Source organism: Roseateles sp. GW821-FHT09H10 (assembly GCF_059415865.1).
Window position 1 is genome coordinate 464,140 of the sequence record NZ_JBWKOB010000004.1, and the last position, 17,951, is coordinate 482,090.

A 17,951-nucleotide genomic window follows, 5' to 3' on the forward strand; every position below is an offset into this window, starting at 1 on the left:
CATGCTGAACCTGACCGCGCAGCAACTGGAACTCGTCGACCGCCTGCAGGCGCGCCGCGACGCCGCCTCCCTCGTCCAGCTGCTGGGCCAGGCCTGGCCGGCGGTGGCCGAGCGCCTGCAGGAGCGCTGGCCGGCCTTCGTCGAGGCCGCGCTGCAACGCGCCCTGCAACTGGGCCTGAAACAGGCCGCCGAACAGGCGCGCTATGCCAGCCTGTGCTGCCTGTGGGGCTCGGGCTTCGAGGCCAGGGCCGGCTTTGAATGGGCCGCGAGCATCTGCGCCGATCCCGTGCTCAGCGCCAGCCTCAAGCTGTACCAGCTGAGCCAGCGCTCGCGCGCGGACCTGGTGCGCCGCCATGCCAAGGCCGGCCCGGCCACCCAGGCCCTCACGCCCGCCGCCTTCGACCAGGCCCTCGGCGCCGTGGAAGCCGGCCTGGGCACGGTGCTGCTCGGCCGCTCCATCTATCTCGACCAGGCGCTGCCGCCCGTGCCCAAGACCTGCGACCTCGGCAGTGTCAGCTTCGCCGTGCTGGAGCCCAAGCCGCTGCAGGCCTACCAGCCGGTCGAAGACCGCTGGGAACGGGTCGACCTGCCGCCCTGGGCGCCCAAGCCGCTGACGCTGACCGCGCCGCCGCAGGAACCCCTGCTGCTGCCCCTGCTGAGCCGCGCCGTGGGCGCCGGCGCCAGCGCCCGCCTGCAGCTCGTCGTGCAGCAGCTGGCGTCCTGCGATGCCAAGCGGCATGCCGAGGTCGTGCACCACAGCGCGGCCGGACGGCTGCAATGGCGGGGACCGGACACCGCCCGGCTCAGCCTGACCCTGCACGCCCCCGCGACGCCGCCGCCCGACCCCAAGCTCGGCCCGGCAGGCATTGCCCATGGCGAGCCGCCCGATGTGCAGCGTGTGGCCATCGCCAGCTGCGGCATCCGCGACGCGGGCGCGCCGCTGGGCAGCCTGGACATCGGCCTGCAGGTGCATGCCGCCACGCAGCGCCTGCTGAAGATCCGCCATGGCGCCCTGAGCTCCCAGTCCTGGCCCGACGCCGAGCTCACGCTGGCGCCCCCCACGCGCACCGTCTGCCAGCTGGAAGCCGAGGGCGAGGACCAGCCCGTGCCGCCCTGGCTCAAGGACTGGAAGGGCCTGCAGCCGCAAACCCGCCAGGGGCTGGAGAAGCTCTTCAATGCCTGGGCCCGCCAGATGGCCGGCAGCAGCGCTCGCCTCGAAGGCGACGCCGCCCCGCTGGTCGGCAAGGCCGCCCTGACCTGGGGCTGGCAGCACGGCGACGACGGCGCCGTCCTGATGCGCCTGCAGGGCGCCATCGACTTCGCCGCGCTGATGCTGGACCTGCGCTTTGCCGGTGAACTGGAATGGGCCGGCAGCCGCGCCCGCGTCAGCATGCGCACGCAAGGACAGACCGAATGGCGCATGAAGCTGGACCAGCGCGGCGGCGCAGCGGCGGAAGGCCAGGGGCTGGAGCAGGCCAAGTGCACATGGCGCCATCCCTTCACGCTGAGCGTGGACGCCATCGCCAATGGCGACCCGGCCCTGCTGTCGGCCGGCCCGCTGGACGCATCGCTGCACGGCGCGGTGGTGGGCGAATGCGGCCTGCGCGCCCGGCCCGACGGCCAGGGCCAGCAGTGGTTCTATCGGCTGGCCATCGAGCCCGTCAACGTCATGCTGCTGCGCCAGAACCCGCATGGCAGCACGCAGAGCCAGCGCCGCGAGCTGCTGCCCGCCCTTACCCTGGTCGATTGGAGTGCCGGCTGAATGATGCCCCTCGTCCAAGAAATACTTGGCCGGTCTTGCAGACCGCGCTGCGGCTTGGGCCGCAGCTCTTCGGCAGGCACGCCGCGCCCACTGGGCGCACCGTGTCCGGCCTCAGCCCCCGAGGGGACGGCGATGCTTGCCGGATCGACCGGCAAGCACATCGCCCTACGCGGGCCGGCTAGGGAGCGGCCCGTCGCTCGGCCCGCAATGCGGAGGGTGCACTGATGGACCGCCTCATGTGCCTGCACGTCCAGACCAGCGGCGAACCCGTCGAGGCGCTGGTCAATGGCGTGCCCGTGCTCGCCCTGCCGGGCGGCGCGGGCAGCCAGTCGATCACGGTGCACGAATACCTGCAGAACGGCAGCAACCGCATCACGCTGGCCATCGCGCCGCCGCCCGTCGCCCAGGCCGTGGCCGCCCCCAACGCGCCGGCACAGCCGCGCGTGGCCGCCCGCGCCGCCCACGCCCGGGCCCGCCTCGTGCTGCTGCGCCAGGGCAAGAGCCTGGCCGACGAGGCCGTGCGCGTGCTGGCCGAGGTCGCCTGGGCCGTCGAGGAAGGTGCCAGCTTCGAGGCCCCGACCGTCCAGCACCAGGACCTGGAACTGCCCGTCGGCTTCCCGCGCTGGCGCTGGCTGGACGCCCCGGCCGTCAATCCCGGCCCGCAGGACCGCGCCACCATCCTCGCCACACTGCAGCGCCTGGCCTTCGACCTGTCGCGCGGCAACCCCGACAGCCTGCTGGCCGCCTGCCGCCTCAAGCTCGAGGAGGTCGACCAGGCCTACCAGCGCCCGGCCGGCCAGGGCGCCGCGGCGTTGCGCGAGCAGGTGCAGCAGCTCTGGCAGGCCGGCCTGCTGGCGACGCTGCAGCCGCCCACGGCCGAGGCCCTGCTGCTGCGCGTGACGGCCGGCGGCCGGCTGCTGGAATGCCTCAACCCCCTGGGCGCCCCCATACTCGGCAGCCAGAACGACGACGCCAGCCTCGGCAATATCGCATGGCCCCTGCGCCTGACGCTGATCGAAGGCAAGGTCTATGTGCTCAGATGACCCCCTCCACCAACACCCATTTTGCAGGGGTCGCGGCCCGGTCGTGGCGCACTGAGAATCACTCTCCATGATTCGACTCAATGTCACCACCTACAACGGCATGCCCGTGAGCCAGCCGTTGTCCGCCCAGTTCGATGAACTCGGCGGCGACATCGGCCGCGCGGACACCAACCAGCTGGTGCTGCCCGACCCCGAACGCACCATCTCGCGCGTGCATGCCCGCGTGCTCTTTCGCGCCCACAGCGGCTACGGCATCGTCGACCAGGGCAGCAACGCCATCAGCGTCAACGGCATCCAGCTCGGCAAGGGCCGCGAGGCCGCCATCAAGCCCGGCGACCAGATCCAGATCGGCGGCTATGTCCTCGTCGTCGAGGCCGGCAGCGCCAGCGGCGCGGCCGCCGACCCCTTCGCCGACTTCTTCGGCATGGCGCCGGCCACGGCCCTGACCCAGCCCGGCATCCGACGCGACGTCGGGGCCGCCGACCCGCTGGGCCTGTTCGGCGGCACCAACCCGGCCACGCCGCGCGTCCCGGCGCCCCCAGTCGCCGCGCCGCCGCCGCCCGCGGCCATGGGCGGCATCCCGGCCGACTGGGATCCCTTCGCGCCGGTCGCCGCGCCCAAACAGGCGGCAGCGCCCCAGGCCTCGGCCGGCGCTCGCGCCCTCGGCCTGGACCTGGGCGCCGGCGCACCCGCCCCGCTGATCCCCGACCTGCCCGGCGCGGCCCCGCGCGGCGGCGCGGCCGGCGATTCCCTGGACGCCCTCTTCGGCCTGGGCGCCCCGACGCCGGCCAGCAACAACCCGCTGGCCCAGTCCCTGCTCGGCGACGCCGTCGCCCAGCCCAATATGGCCGGCCATGCCGACCCCATGCAGGCCCTGGGCATGCTGCCCGCCGCGGCCGGCCAGGCCCTGCCGGACACGAGCTCGGAGCTGAACCGGCCCTTCATTCCTCCGAACGCGCCCGCTTCCGCGACGACCACGGGCCAGCGCCCGCGGCCGCCCGCCGCGTCGATGGCTGCATTGAATGCGCTGGATCCGTCGGGCACGCTGTCGGGGGCCGTCGTGTCCTGGAACGACAGCGCCGGCGAAGGCCGCACCATCATCCGCGCCGGCAAGAAAGCGGAGGCTCCGCCGCAGACCACCATCGCGCCGCCCATCGCTGCTGTTGCAGCCGCGCCCGCGCCGCTGATGCCGCCGCCTCCGCCGCCCGTGAAGGCGCCGGCGGCACCGGTCGCCAGTGCAGCCGCGGCCCTGCCGGCCGACCAGGCCGCACTGCTCGCCGCCTTCCGCGAAGGCCTGGGAATTCCCAACCTGCCCGCCAGCGGCCTGACGCCCGAGTTCATGCGCCTGCTGGGCCAGCTCATCCATGAATCGGCGCGCGGCACGGTGGACCTGCTGGTCGCCCGCGCGGCCCTCAAGCGCGAGGTGCGCGCCGAGGCGACCATGATCGTCGCCAAGGAGAACAACCCGCTGAAGTTCTCGCCGACGGCCGAGGTCGCGCTGGGCCATCTGCTGGGCCCCTCGGTGCGCGGCTTCATCCCGCCCCAGCAGGCCATGCGCGATGCCTTCGATGACCTGCGCGCCCACCAGCTCGCCTTCCTGGCCGGCATGCGCGCCGCGCTGGAAGGCCTGCTGCAACGCTTCGACCCGGCCCAGCTGGAATCGCGGCTGACGCAGAAGTCGGTGCTGTCCAGCCTGCTGCCGGCGGCGCGCAAGGCCCAGCTCTGGTCGGTCTTCCAGCAGGAATACCAGCAGATCGCCGGCGAACTGTCGGACGACTTCCACCAGGTCTTCGGGCGCGAGTTCCTGCGCGCTTATGAAGCCCAGCTCGACGCTCTGCAGTCAGAACAACGATAGAAGGAGCCTTGTGCAAATCGAGCTCGCATTGATGTCGGAACAAGGCGGCCGCGACTACAACGAGGACGCCTGCGGCCACTGGCATTCCGAGCGCTACCTCTGCTGCGTGCTGGCCGATGGCGCGGGCGGCCATGGCGGCGGCGACATCGCGTCCAAGCTCGCCGTCAGCCATGTGCTGCAGGGCTATGCCAGCCTGCCCGCCCACCACCCGCAGGCACTCGAAGCCCTGCTGGTCGACACCAACCGCGAGCTGCTGGCCCAGCGCAATGCCAACCCGCAGCTGCGCAATATGCATTCCACGGTGGTCGTGCTGTCCATCGACCTGCAGGAGCGCACCGCGCTGTGGGGCCACTGCGGCGACTCGCGCTTCTACGCTTTCCGCAACGGCGTGCTGGCCCAGCGCACGCGCGACCACAGCCTGGTGCAGTCGCTGATCGACGGCGGCATGCTCGACGAGGCCGGCGCCCGCGTGCATCCCAAGCGCAGCGAGCTCTACTCGGCCCTGGGCACACAGGGCGAGGACCTGCACATCAGCGTCGCCCCCGAGCCCTGGCCGCTGGAAGGCCGCGAGGCCCTGATGCTGTGCACCGACGGGCTGTGGGAATGGATCACCGACGAGGAGATCGCCGTCGCCCTGTCCTTCGCACCCGAGCCCCAGTCCTGGCTGAACGACCTCGGCCAGCGCGTGCGCCTGGCCGCCGCGTCCAAGCCCAACCACGACAACTTCACCGGCCTGGCCCTCTGGCTCAGGCCTGATTAAGGTCGACAGCCCGCAGGAACAGAGAAGCCGCCCTCGGGCGGCTTTTCTGTGGGTGCCCGCCCGCTCAGGGCACCATTTCGGTCATCTGGCCGGGCGACACGATGCTGACGACGCCGGCATAGGCGCACATCAGCTTGGAGGTGTTGTTCAGCACCGGCATATTGGCCAGCATGACCGTCGGCGCGCCCGGCACCCACGGCGCGGGGAAGACCGGCACGCAGGGCATGGGCGTCAGCGTGAACACGCCCTGGGCTGCCGCCGTGGCGGCGGCGGTGGCGGAGGCGACGGCGGGGTTGGCCATGCTCTTGCAGGGCCCGAAGGGCTGGATGTTCACCATGGGCTTGTTGTCCATGATGTTGGCCGCCGGCTGGCTGCTGGTCTGCATCTTGTTCAGCGGCAGCACGCCCAATTCGCTGGGCTTGGAGCCGAAGGTGCACATCAGCTGCGCACCCTTGCAGACATGTTGAGGCATCGCGTTCTCCTTGGGTGGCACCCGCGTATTTCGGGCCGAGCGCTGGGCCGCTTCCGAGCCGGCCCGCTTGGGCGATGCGCTTGCGGCTCAATGCCGCAAGCATCGCCGTCCCCTCGGGGGACCGACCGGACACGCCGCGTTCAGCAGGCGGGGCCGGGCGAGGGGCTATTACTTCCTGCCGATCTCGACGCGGCGATTTTCGTCGGCCTTGGGCTTGGCGGGGTTCTTGGGCTCGCTGGCGCCAACACCCTCGATCACCAGCAGGGCCGGGTCGGCACCCTTGCCGACCAGGTAGTTGCGCACCGACTCGGCCCGCTTGATGGACAGGGCCTGGTTGGCCTGGGGCGTGCCCGAGGCATCGGCGTGGCCAATGACGCGCACCTTGCGGTCGCTGTTCTTCTTGGTCTTGAGCACGTCGGCGAAGACGTCCAGCTGCTTCTTCAGCGTTGCCGGCAGCTCGGCCGAGCCGACCTTGAAGGAGGTGGCCGGCAGGGAGTATTTGATGGCGGGCTTGAAACCCATGCACTTGAAGCCCGAAGCCTCCAGTTCCTTGCACTTGTCGTCAGGGAACAGGCCTTCGTTGATGGCATCCGCCGTGGGCACGGTCTTGCCCAGGTCGACGGCCTCGGCGGCGGAGGCCGCAGCCGGAGGGATCTCCGGCGTCTGGGCGGCCACGGAGGCACTCAGGGTGAGACCGCACAAGGAAAGAACCAGGAGGGGGCGAAACTTCTTCATGACGGGCACTCGTTGGGTCAGACAGGATGAACCGCTGACTGAGTGACCGCCGGTGCCGATTGGTTCCCGAAGGAGCGGGGAACCAAGCCGGCCCGCCAGTCACTCATGGCCTGATCGCAGGCCGCCGTGGCTGCTTCCCCCTGTTTTCTTTTGCTCCATCAAGGCGATCCCATCCATGACCTGGCGTGACCGAGTGATCTGGACGGAGGGCATGTTCCTCCAGCCGCAGCACTTCCAGCAGCACGACCGCCACTGGGAGCACCAGTGGCGCCAACGCCTGCAGCAGGCCGTGGCCTATGCCTGGGGCTTCACGGCCCTGAGCCTGGACGAGGCCTCCCTGACCCTGGGCAAGGTCGGCCTGGCCGCCGCCCAGGGCCTGCTGCCCGACGGCACGGCCTTCTCCGCCCCCGGGGGCGACGCCGCCCCGCCCGCCCTGGACATCCCGGCCGACGCCCGCAACGAGATCGTCGTGCTGGCCGTCACGCTGCAGCGCCCCGGCGTCGTCGAGACCGATGCCGAACAGGCCGCCGGCGCCATGGGGCCGCGCTTCACGACGGCCGAGGTCAATGTCGGCGACAGCAATTCCCAGCTCGACCGCGACGCCGCCCTGCAGATCGGGCGGCTGAACCTGCGCCTGATGCTGCAGCGCGATGCCGGCGAGGGCTATGCGAGCCTGGGCGTGGCCCGCGTCGTCGAGCGCCGCGCCGACAACCGCGTCGTGCTCGACCCCGGCTATGTGCCGCCGCTGCTGCATGCGCCGGCCCACCCGGTGCTGGACGGCTACGTGCGCGAACTCTGCGGCCTGCTGAACCAGCGCGGCGAGGCCCTGGCGGCCCGCCTGGCCGCTCCGGGGCGCGGCGGTGTCGGCGAGATCTCGGACTTCCTGCTGCTGGAAGCCGTCAACCGCAACCAGGCCCTGTTCAACCACCTGCGCGCGGTGTCGGTGCTGCACCCCGAGCGCCTGTACAGCGACTGCCTGAGCCTGGCCGGCGATCTCGCCACCTTCCGCGACAGCCGCCGCCCGGGCGCCTATGCCGACTATGTGCACGACGACCTGGCCGCCACCTTCCGGCCCGTCATCGAGGACCTGCGCCAGTCGCTGTCCATGGTGATGGAGCAGACCGCCATCCCCATCGAGCTGCAGGACCGTGCCTACGGCGTGCGCGTCGCCCTCATCCCCGACGTCGGCCTGCAGCGCACGGCCACCTTCGTGCTGGCGGTGTCGGCCCAGTTGCCCGGCGACGCGCTGCGCGCCCGCTTCCCCACCCAGGTCAAGATCGGCCCGGTCGAGCGCATCCGCGACCTCGTCAACCTGCAGCTGCCCGGCGTCCTGCTCCGCCCGCTGCCGGTGGCGCCGCGCCAGATCCCCTATCACGCGGGCCACAACTACTTCGAGCTGGAGACCCGGGGCAACGACCTGTGGAAGCAGCTCGAGACCTCGGGCGGCCTGGCCATGCACATCGCCGGCGAGTTCCCCGGACTCGAGCTCGAGTTCTGGGCCATCCGTGCTTAAACACAGAGCCTGACGACCCCTTTTTGATCGGTCCGCCTCATGAGCGATCCCAACAACGACGATCCCTTTGCCGCCTTCGGGCAGGACCGCACCGTCATCAAGCCCAGCGCGGGCCGGCCGGCGACGGGCGTCCAGCCGCCGGCGCGGCCGGCTGCCCCTCAGGGCCAGGCACCAGCCGGCATGCCCGCAGCGCCGATGGGCAAGGAAGCGCCGATGGCGCTGGAAGCCCTGACGACGGCCAGCATGAACCCGCTGGTGGCCGCGGCCATGCCCCTGCTGTCGGCCGCGCCGCGCGTGCGCCACAGCGCCCAGCATCCCAATCCCGCCGGGCTCAAGGAAGCCCTGGCCGAGGGCATCCGTGCCTTCGAGGCCAAGGCGCGCGCGGAAGGCCTGCCCAATGAGCAGGTCATCGCCGGCCGCTACATCCTGTGCACCCTGCTCGACGAGTCCGCCGCCAGCACGCCCTGGGGCGGGTCGGGCGCCTGGGCGGCGCAGAGCCTGCTGGTGCAGTTCCACAACGAGTCCTGGGGCGGCGAGAAGGTCTTCGCGCTGATGGCCAAGCTGGCCGAGAACGTGCCGGCCAACCGCAACCTGCTGGAGCTGCTCTACGTCTGCCTGGCCTTCGGCTTCGAGGGCCGCTACCGCGTCGTCGACAACGGCCGCGCCCAGCTCGACGGCGTGCGCGCCCGCCTGGCCCAGATGCTCAGGCAGGGCAGCAACCCCGACCCGGCCCTGTCGCCGCGTTGGCAGGGCGCCGAGCCCGGCGAGGCAGGACTGCGCCACAAGCTGCCGGTCTGGGCCATCGCCGCGGCCATGGCCCTGCTGCTGCTGGTCGTCTACATCGCGCTGCGCTTCAGCATCAATGGCGCGTCGGACGAGGTCTTCACGGCCCTGCGCGGCTATGACGTGAAGACGGCCGCCGTCGCCGCGCCCGCGCCGCCGCCCGCTGCGCCGCGCCTGGCCGGGCTGCTGGACAACGACATCAAGGCCGGCCTCGTGCAGGTCAACGACCTCGCCGACCGCTCCATCGTCATCATCAAGGGCGACGGCCTGTTCAACCCCGGCAGCGCCGAGGTGTCGTCCGAACTGCGCCCGCTGGTGCTGCGCATCGGCGAAGCCCTGCAGCGCATGAAGGGCCAGGTGCAGATCACCGGCCACACCGACAACCAGCCCATCCGCTCGCTGCGCTTCCCGTCCAACTGGCATCTGTCGCAGTCCCGCGCCGAGGCCTTCCGCAACCTGCTGGCCGAGCGCGTCGAGATTGGACGCCTGCGCGCCGAGGGCCGCGCGGACGCCGAAGCCGTGGCCGACAACGCCACCCCCGCCGGCCGCGCGAAGAACCGCCGCGTCGAGGTGACCCTGATGGTGCAGGACGGCCGCTGATCATGAAAAAAATCCTGTCCTTCCTGTTCCACCCGATCACGCTCGGCGTGTTCGTCCTCCTCGTGCTGTCGGCCCTGGTCTGGTGGGTGGGCCCGCTGATCGCCTTTGGCGAGAACCGGCCGCTGGACACCAGCCTGGCGCGCTGGATCGCCCTGGCCGTCCTGTGGCTGCTGGGCGTGCTGCGCCTGGTGTGGTCGCAGATGCGCCGCCGCCGCATCAACGCCGCCCTCGTCAAGGGCATGGGCTCGGGCCCGTCCGCCTCGGCCAAGGAAGAGGCGGTGCTGCAGGAGCGCTTCACGCAGGCTCTCGACCTGCTGAAGAAGGCGCCCGGCGCCAAGAAGGGCCTGTTCGGCGGCAGCTCGCTCTACGACCTGCCCTGGTATGTCTTTGTCGGCGCACCCGGCTCGGGCAAGACGACGGCCCTGCTGAATGCCGGCCTCAACTTCCCGCTGACCGAGAAGCTCGGCCAGGCCAGCGTGCGCGGCGTCGGCGGCACGCGCAACTGCGAATGGTGGTTCAGCGACGAGGCGGTTCTCATCGACACCGCCGGCCGCTACGCCACGCAGGACTCGGACAAGGACACCGATGCGGCGGCCTGGGACACCTTCCTCGGCCTGCTGCGCAAGGCCCGCCCGCGCCGCCCCATCAACGGCGTGCTGCTGACCATCTCCGTGCAGGACCTGCTGGCCCTGCCGCCCGACCAGCGCAAGGAACAGGCCTCGCGCATGCGCGGCCGCATGCAGGAGCTGCAGCAGCGCCTGGGCGTCAAGGTGCCGGTCTATGTGATGGTCACCAAGTGCGACCTGCTGGCCGGCTTCAACGAAACCTTCGGCCCCATGGGCAAGGAGGAGCGCGACCAGGTCTTCGGCTTCACCTTCCCGCTGGCCACCCAGCCGGGCGAGGAGACGCTGGCCAACTTCGGCGGCGAGTTCGCCTCGCTGGAGAAGCGCCTGCGCGAGCGCCTCATCGAGCGCATGGAGGCCGAGAGCGACACGCTCAAGCGCGCCACCATCTTCGCCTTCCCGCAGCAGTTCGGCGGCTTGAAGGGCCTGCTGGGCGGCTATCTGGAAACCGTCTTCGGCGGCAGCGGTGCGCTGGACGAAGCACCGCGCCTGCGCGGCGTCTACTTCACCAGCGGCACCCAGGAAGGCACGCCCATCGACCGCGTGCTGGGCGCCCTGGCCCGCACCTTCGGCGTCGAGCGCCGCCTCACCGCCCCGGCCGCGGCCAAGGGCCGCAGCTATTTCCTGAACCACCTGCTGCGCAAGGTCATCTTCCTCGAGCAGGGCCTGGTGGGCCAGAACGCCCAGGTCGAGCGGCGCAGCGCACGCCTGCGCCTCGCGGGCCTGGCGACCGTCGGCCTCGTCACGCTCGCGCTGGGCGTCGGCTGGGGCTTCAGCTATTTCGGCAACAAGCGCTATATCGCCGACATCGAAGCCAAGCTGCCCGCCTTGAAGGACACCGTGGCGGCCCTGCCGCCGACCAGCGGCAGCGACCCCTCGGCCCTGCCCGAGGCCCTGGCCGCCATCCGCGACGCGGCCCAGCCGCCCGGCTTCGCGCTGAACGAGCCGCCGCTGTCCCTGGGCTTCGGCCTTTTCCAGGGCGACAAGCTCGACGCCGGCGCCCAGGTGTCCTACCACCGCCTGCTGCAGCGCGGCCTGGCGCCACGCGTCGCGGCCCGGCTGGAGGAGAGGCTGCGCACCGCCAACCGCGACAACCTCGAGTTCGCCTACGAGTCGCTGAAGGCCTACCTGATGCTCTACACCCCCGAGCATCTGGACAAGCCCGGCCTGCAGGCCTGGGTGGGCCTGGACTGGGACGCCAACCTCGAAGGCAGCCTCGGCGCCGAGAAGGTGGCCCTGTTGAAGAACCACCTCGACGCCCTGCTGTCGCGCGGCAGCTTCGAAGTGGCCCAGCCCATGGACAAGACGCTGGTGTCCAGCGTGCGCGAGATGCTGGGCGCCTACCCGCTCGAGTACCGCATCTTCAGCCGCCTGCGCCGCGCCCAGATCGACGGCGACCTGCCGCCCTTCACGGTGGCCGCCGCCGCCGGCCCGCAAAGCCCCAATGTCTTCGTGCGCGCCAGCGGCCTGCCGCTGACCCAGGGCATCCCGGGCATGTTCACCAAGGACGGCTACAAGAAGGCCTTCCAGACCTCGGTGGACAAGACCGCCAAGCAGCTGGCCGAGGAGGAAGCCTGGGTGCTGGGCACCAACCCCGCCACGGCCAAGCGCCAGGCGGCCGACAGGACCCTGGTCGAGCGCGTGCGCCGCCTCTACCTGGAGGAGTACGTCAAGGTCTGGGACGCCTACCTGGCCGACGTGCGCCTGGTGAAGCTCAACGGCCTGGACCGCGGCATCGCCGTGTCGCGCCTGGTGTCGGCGGTCGACTCGCCGCTGGCCGCCTTCCTGCGCGCCGCGTCCCGCGAGACGACGCTGATCGATCCGGTCAGCAACGCCAACACTCTCGACAAGGAGCTGAACAAGCGCGCCGACGACGCCGTCTTCGCCAAGGGCGGCGAGCTGGCCCGCCTGGCCGGCAACCAGGCCAAGGCGCCGACGTCCATCTCGCGCGACGGCCCGCTGGAGAAGATCGTCGACGACCACTTCGCCTCGCTGCGCCGCCTCGTCACCGGCACGCCGCCGCCGCTGGACGAGGTGATGAAGATGTTCAACGAGGTCTATGTGCAGCTCAGCGCCGTGCAGGAGGCCTTGAAGAGCAAGTCGCCGCCGCCGGCGGGTGGCGGCGGCGGCAAGCTCAAGGCCGCTGCCGGCCAGCAGCCCGAGCCCCTGCGCAGCGCGCTGGAGACCCTGGCCGATGCGGCCGACAACCAGAGCCGCCTGGTCGAGCGCCAGAGCCTGACCGGCGAACTGCAGCCCGTCAGCGAGTTCTGCTCGCGCGCCATCGCCGGCCGCTATCCGGTCGCCCAGGGCAGCAAGGTCGATGTGCTGCCCGAGGACTTCGGCCAGTTCTTCGCCCCCGGCGGCATGATGGACGACTTCTTCACGCGCAAGCTCAGCCCGCTGGTCGATGTCGGCACCAACCCCTGGAGCTTCCGGCCCACGGGCGACGGCAGCAAGCCGGTCTCGCCCGCCGCACTGGCCGACTTCCAGCGCGCCACCCGCGTGCGCGAGGTCTTCTTCCGCGGCGGCGGCAAGTCGCCGGCCTTCCGCGTCGACGTGCGCGTGCTGGAGCTGGCCGATGGCCTGAAGGAGTTGACGCTGGACATCGACGGCCAGGTCAGCAAGTTCACCGCCGGCAGCAACCAGGCCGTCAGCCTGCAATGGCCGGGCGCCCGCCTGTCCTCGCAGATCAAGCTCAGCGCCGCGCCCGGCGGCGGCACGCCCATCACCTTCGACGGCCCCTGGGCGCTGTTCCGCCTCTTCGACCGCTTCGAGGTGCAGGGTTCGCCGCAGCAGCCCGAGCGCTTCGTCGTCGTCATGAACCTGGACGGCCACCGCGCCCGCCTGGAGGTGACGGCCAGCAGCGTCTTCAATCCCTTCCGCCTGCGCGAGCTGCAGCAGTTCCGCTGCCCGGGGGCTTTGTGATGACCTCGCTGGCGGTCTTCTGGGCCGAGCGCTGGGCCGCTCCCGAGCCGGCCCGTCTGCCGATGTGCTTGCTGGTCGATCCGGCAAGCATCGGCGTCCCCTCGGGGGACCGGTCGACGTACTCGTCGGACGAGGGGCTCACATGATCGCGGGGTGGTACGGGAAGCTGCCGGCGCTCGGTGATTTCGCGTCGCGCCGGCTCACACCCGAGTGGATCGCGCAATGGGACGGCTGGCTGGCCGCCGGCCTGCACCAGCTGCGCGAGGCCGCACCCGACACCTGGCTGAACGACTACCTGGCCAGCCCGGCCTGGCGCTTCGCGCTGCTGCCGGGCGCCTTGCCCGATGGCTCGGGCGATGCACTGCGCGTCGGCGTGATGATCCCTTCGGTGGACCGCGTGGGCCGCTACTTCCCCCTCGTCGTCATCAGCCCGCCGCTGCAGCGGCCGAACGACGGCGCCCAGGTGGCCGCGCTGTGGCAGTGGGCCGGCCAGATCGAGGAGATCGCCGTCAACGCCCTGCATGACGACTGGAGCGCCGAAACCCTGGACGCCGCGCTGGCCGATGCGCCCACGCCCGTCACCGCCTCCGACACCGGCCTGCCACCGGCTCTCGCCGCCTTGCTCAGCCAGGCCGCCTGGGACGGCCTGCAGGGCTGCAGCCTGTGGCTGCACGCCGGCGCCGGCCCAACCGTGCAACCCGCACTCCCCCAAGGCGCGGCCTTCGCCGCCCTGTTCAGACCCGATTGAGGACGCCATGAGCGACTGGACCCCCGACTACGGCGAGTTGAACGCCACAGGCCCCGCCTGGGCCGCCAAGCGGCCCATCCGCATCGCCCTGCTCGGCGACTTTGGCGCCGGTGCCGCTGCTGGCCGCCTGGACGACAGCGACGACCTCGCCCGCCGCAAGCCGCGTGCCGTGGAGTTCGATTCGCTGGAGGACTGGCTGGGGCAGCAGGGCATCACGCTGAGCCTGCCCGTCGGCGCGCATGGCGCTCCGGTCGAGATCGCACTCGCTGACCTGGAGTCATTTCATCCCGACACGCTGTTCCGTGAGCTGGACCTGTTCAAGAAGCTGGGCGACCTGCGCAAGCGCCTGAACAACACCGCCAGCTTCGAGAAGGCGGCCGCCGAGGTGGCCAAGCTCGCCGGCACGAAGAGGAAGGCCTCGCGCAGCGGCCGCGGCACGCGCGCCCGGGGCGCCGCACCCGCCGCCGGAGCCAGGCTGGACGACTTCGCCCGCCTGACCGGCCGCGCCAGCGCGCCCGCCAGCGGGGGCGGCATCGACGCCCTGCTGCGCGACGTCATCGGCCCCTTCGTCGTGCCTTCGGCCAAACCGGAGAAGGCCGCACTGCTGAACACACTGGATGCTTCCATCGCCGACGGCATGCGAGCCGTGCTGCACCAGCCCGACTTTCAAGCCGCCGAGTCGCTGTGGCGTGGCGTGGACCTGCTGCTGCGCCGCCTGGAGACGGGCCCGATGCTGCAGGTCCACCTCATCGACATCAGCGCCGAAGAGTTCGCCGCCGACCTGAGCGCCCACGACGACCTGACGGAAACCGGCCTGCACCGCCTGCTCGTCGACCAGCCCGCCCAGGCCAAGGATGGCGGCTACACCTATGTCGCCGGCCTCTACCACTTCGAGGCCACGCCGCCCCATACCGAGCTGCTCGGCCGCATGGCCCGGATCGCCAACGCGGCCGGCGCCACCTTCTTCACCGCGATGGCGGTGGACGACCTGGCCAACGCCAAGAAGCCGCCCCACCCGCTGGTGGCCGAGGCCTTCAAGGCGCTGGGGCAGTTGCCTGAGGCCAAGCGGCTCGTGCTGCTGGGCCCGCGCTTCCTGCTGCGCCACCCCTATGGCAAGAAGAGCGACCCGATCTCGTCCTTCGCCTTCGAGGAGTTCACGGCCGCCGACGGCCTCTCCGGCATGCTGTGGGGCCACCCGGCGTTGCTGGCGCTGACCGCGCTGGCGGGCCAGGGCGGCACGCCGACCGTCGGCGACCTGCCCTTCCACCATTACGTCGACGCCGACGGCGACAGCACGGCCCTGCCCTGCACCGAGCGCTTCATGTCGACCAGCGCCGTGTCCGCCCTGGGCCAATGGGGCGTGGGCGCGCTGGTGGCCCACAAGGGCGAGCCCAGCGTGCGCCTGTCGGGCCTGACGGGCATCGCCGCCGCGGGCGCCGCCTCCAAGGCCGGCGCGCGGGCGGGCATCGAGATGAGCATCAAGTCCAGATTGCCTGCGGCCGCCGACAAGCCGGCGCGCGCGGCGCCTGCGGCGGCGTCCGCCGGCAGCGACGACGACGTGCTTGCCGCGCTCGACCTCGACAGCAGCAGCGACGACGGTGCGGCAAGCAGCTCGGGCGATGCCGACCTCGACGCGCTGCTGGCCAGCCTGGGCGGCAGCGACGACACCCCCGCATCAGGGGGCGGTGATGTCGCAAGCGACACCGCCTCGGCGTCTGATGAAGACATGGACTTCGATCTCGACGCGCTGCTGAAGTCGCTCGACTGATCCTGGCCTGCCACCACCATCACTTCATCACGAGGAACCACCGATGACCGACTTCACCAAGGAATGGGGCGACGTGTTCAACAAGGCCGAGGCCATCTTCTCGCGCGACATCGCCGCGACCAAGAAGACCAACCGGCCTGTGGGCGAGCTGCTCAGCGAGGAGCTCGAACCCATCCGCAAGCCCATGCCCTGGCTGAACGCGCTGATCGCCATCGACAAGATCTCGCTCAATGCCGGCAATGACCGGGAGATCGCGGCGCTGCCGGCCAACATCAAGCTCTACAAGGTGGCACTGGCCAAGCTGAGCGACGAAGCCAAGAAGCTGGAGAAGGTGCTGGCCGCCGCCCAGAAGCTGCAACCGTCGATGAAGGACAAGAACGGCCTGGTGGTGCCGACGCCGGTCAAGACCTTCCTGCCGGACAGCTACCGCCAGATCAAGCTGGTGCAGACGGAGATGAACGCCATCCTTGCCCGCGCCGAGAACGGCCTCAAGGGTGCCCTCAACCAGGCCGAGATGGTCAAGATCGACGAGGCCAAGGAGAAGGCCAAGTCCAAGGCCCTCGACGACGAGGCCCGCAAGGCCGCCACCGAGGAAGCCAACATGAAGAAGCTGGTGCTGCAGTTGAGCGCCAGCTTCAAGAGCAGCATGGCCAAGGGTGCCGCCGTGATCCAGCGCATCAAGGCCAGCCCCGACGTGCAGACCTACAACAAGGAGATGAACAGCGGCGGCCGCGACATCTCGCAGAACCTCGTCAACATCGACAAGCTGAAGAAGAACTCGGCGACCAAGGACAACGCCATGGTCAAGAAGCTGCCCGCCCCGGGGCGCCTGGCCACCGATATCACGCCCTTCGCCAATGGCGCCAAGCGCAACCTGAACCCGCCTGCCGGCCCCGCGGAAGTCAAGGAGCACCTCGTCGAGTTCACCAAGCTCTACAAGGACATCGCCAAGGAATACGCCGACCTGCTGTCCGGCAAGCTGGGTTGAATCGGCCACCACTGAAGGATCGCTGACATGGACGCATTGCTCACCGAAGCGCAATGGAAGGCCAAGGGCCTGCCGCTGCGCACGCTCAAGGAAAAGATCTCGCCGACCAAGACCGGCATCTCCGAAGCCTTGCGCGCCCTCGCGCTGGCCGAGAAGGCGCTGCTGGCCGAGGTGCTGAACGCAGACCTGGTCAAGAAGATGGACAAGGCGCTGAAGGACACCGAGGCCGTGCTGAAGAAGCTCAAGGCCGAGGACAAGAAGCTGCAGAAGCTGAGGGACGACATGGTCAAGGCCGTTGCCGACTACCGGCGCAGCCACAACGACATGCTGAGCAAGATCACCCGCGCCACCATCGGCGGGCTGCCGGGCGGCCTCAAGATGCTGCAGAAGCAGGCCACCAAGGAGTTCTCCACCGAGAACCAGCAGTTCATGGCGGGAGCGATGAAGGTGGCCGGCGATGCCGAGAAGATCATGGCCTACCTGAAGAACGTCGACCTGGGCTCGCTCAACATCTCCAACGCCAACCGCTGGAAGGCCCTGGCAGCGGAGCACGTGGAATGGGAAAAGCAGGTCAAGCTGGCCATGAAGACCTCGCTGACCGACATCGCCAAGAACCAGGACGACACCATCAACCGCCTGCGCAACGATTGCCTGTTGTGATGGGCTGACAACGGGCCGAGGAGAACGCCAGATGGACAAGAAGATCAAGGTACTCCTGACGCAGCGCTGGTGGGATGCCAATCGGGCCAAGACGCTGACGGACAAGGGCAACCTGGGCAAGGCGCTGAAGGCATTCGAGGGCGCCTTCCCGCTGGCGTTGGTGGCCAAGGGCGTCGAGAAGGTCGAACGGCTGAAGGCCGCGGAAGCAGCCTGCAAGGCGCTGCGTGACGCCGCGGCGACGACGGCCCGGGCTTGCGTCACCGGCGTGCATGGCGACACGCAATGGGTGCTGAAGAACTCCTTCCTCAAGGCCGTGGAAGAGCATGAGAAGGCCCTCGAGAAGGTCCGCGAGAAATTCGTTGCCGAGATCAACGGCACCGACGTCGACGGCTTCTACAAGGACATGAGCCTGCGCACCCTGCTGGTGAAACACTGCAAGAAGGAACTCTCGATGGAGAACCTGGAGTTCCTGGTGGTGGCCGGATGGGGTGGCAAGCGGGACGACGCCACCTACGACATGTTCATCGCCAAGTCAGCCGCCAAGCAGGTGAACCTGCCGGCCTCGACCATGAAAGGCCTGGAAGACGCGAAGAAGGCCGGCAAGCTCAAGGGCGCAGCCGCCTGGGATCAGGCCGTGGAAGACATCAAGAAGCTGATGCAGCGCGACACCATCGTCCGGCTGCGCAAAGCCATCATCGACGGCGCGATCTAGCCGC

General features: G+C 70.3%; 14 protein-coding genes. 12 read left to right on the top strand and 2 right to left on the bottom strand.

Annotated features, from left to right (window positions below; translation table 11 throughout):
- The first annotated feature begins 1 nt into the window (after window position 1).
- The 4 genes from AC07OY_RS20665 to AC07OY_RS20680 all read left to right on the top strand — a co-directional run bounded on the left by AC07OY_RS20665 (window position 2) and on the right by AC07OY_RS20680 (window position 5,420).
- Window positions 2-1,762, top strand: a complete 1,761-nt coding sequence (locus tag AC07OY_RS20665; protein WP_495044497.1) for a hypothetical protein — start codon at window positions 2-4, stop codon at window positions 1,760-1,762.
- A gap of 224 nt (window positions 1,763-1,986) precedes the next feature.
- On the top strand, window positions 1,987-2,805 hold the full coding sequence (locus tag AC07OY_RS20670; RefSeq protein WP_495044498.1) for a hypothetical protein: 819 nt from the start codon (window positions 1,987-1,989) through the stop codon (window positions 2,803-2,805).
- Window positions 2,806-2,872: 67 nt separating this feature from the next.
- Complete coding sequence (gene tagH, locus AC07OY_RS20675; RefSeq protein ID WP_495044499.1) at window positions 2,873-4,660, top strand: type VI secretion system-associated FHA domain protein TagH; 1,788 nt, start codon at window positions 2,873-2,875, stop codon at window positions 4,658-4,660.
- A 31-nt stretch (window positions 4,661-4,691) separates the two neighbouring features.
- Window positions 4,692-5,420: a PP2C family protein-serine/threonine phosphatase gene (locus AC07OY_RS20680; protein ID WP_495044500.1), complete on the top strand. Its 729-nt coding sequence runs from the start codon at window positions 4,692-4,694 to the stop codon at window positions 5,418-5,420.
- Window positions 5,421-5,484: 64 nt separating this feature from the next.
- On the opposite strand, the gene AC07OY_RS20685 is transcribed toward AC07OY_RS20680, so the two are convergent.
- On the bottom strand, window positions 5,485-5,892 hold the full coding sequence (locus AC07OY_RS20685; RefSeq protein ID WP_495044501.1) for a DUF4280 domain-containing protein: 408 nt from the start codon (window positions 5,890-5,892) through the stop codon (window positions 5,485-5,487).
- Window positions 5,893-6,060: 168 nt separating this feature from the next.
- On the bottom strand, window positions 6,061-6,627 hold the full coding sequence (locus AC07OY_RS20690; protein ID WP_495044502.1) for an OmpA family protein: 567 nt from the start codon (window positions 6,625-6,627) through the stop codon (window positions 6,061-6,063).
- 175 nt (window positions 6,628-6,802) lie between these two features.
- On the opposite strand from AC07OY_RS20690, the gene tssK reads away from it, so the two are divergent.
- From tssK to AC07OY_RS20730, 8 genes are all read left to right on the top strand, one after another.
- Complete coding sequence (gene tssK / locus AC07OY_RS20695) at window positions 6,803-8,140, top strand: type VI secretion system baseplate subunit TssK (RefSeq protein ID WP_495044503.1); 1,338 nt, start codon at window positions 6,803-6,805, stop codon at window positions 8,138-8,140.
- A gap of 39 nt (window positions 8,141-8,179) precedes the next feature.
- Window positions 8,180-9,523: a DotU family type VI secretion system protein gene (locus tag AC07OY_RS20700; protein ID WP_495044504.1), complete on the top strand. Its 1,344-nt coding sequence runs from the start codon at window positions 8,180-8,182 to the stop codon at window positions 9,521-9,523.
- Window positions 9,524-9,525: 2 nt separating this feature from the next.
- Window positions 9,526-13,071: a type VI secretion system membrane subunit TssM gene (gene tssM, locus AC07OY_RS20705; RefSeq protein WP_495044505.1), complete on the top strand. Its 3,546-nt coding sequence runs from the start codon at window positions 9,526-9,528 to the stop codon at window positions 13,069-13,071.
- Between the two features lie 142 nt (window positions 13,072-13,213).
- Window positions 13,214-13,819 carry a type VI secretion system-associated protein TagF gene (gene tagF, locus AC07OY_RS20710; protein ID WP_495044506.1) on the top strand — a complete coding sequence of 202 codons (606 nt, stop codon included), beginning with the start codon at window positions 13,214-13,216 and terminating at the stop codon, window positions 13,817-13,819.
- Between the two features lie 7 nt (window positions 13,820-13,826).
- Window positions 13,827-15,587: a type VI secretion system contractile sheath domain-containing protein gene (locus AC07OY_RS20715; protein WP_495044507.1), complete on the top strand. Its 1,761-nt coding sequence runs from the start codon at window positions 13,827-13,829 to the stop codon at window positions 15,585-15,587.
- A gap of 43 nt (window positions 15,588-15,630) precedes the next feature.
- The gene (locus AC07OY_RS20720; protein ID WP_495044508.1) at window positions 15,631-16,575 is read left to right on the top strand and encodes a hypothetical protein; all 945 of its coding nucleotides are present in this window, start codon (window positions 15,631-15,633) and stop codon (window positions 16,573-16,575) included.
- Window positions 16,576-16,602: 27 nt separating this feature from the next.
- The gene (locus AC07OY_RS20725; RefSeq protein WP_495044509.1) at window positions 16,603-17,235 is read left to right on the top strand and encodes a hypothetical protein; all 633 of its coding nucleotides are present in this window, start codon (window positions 16,603-16,605) and stop codon (window positions 17,233-17,235) included.
- Between the two features lie 31 nt (window positions 17,236-17,266).
- Window positions 17,267-17,947, top strand: a complete 681-nt coding sequence (locus AC07OY_RS20730) for a hypothetical protein (RefSeq protein WP_495044510.1) — start codon at window positions 17,267-17,269, stop codon at window positions 17,945-17,947.
- The last annotated feature ends 4 nt before the right edge of the window (window positions 17,948-17,951 follow it).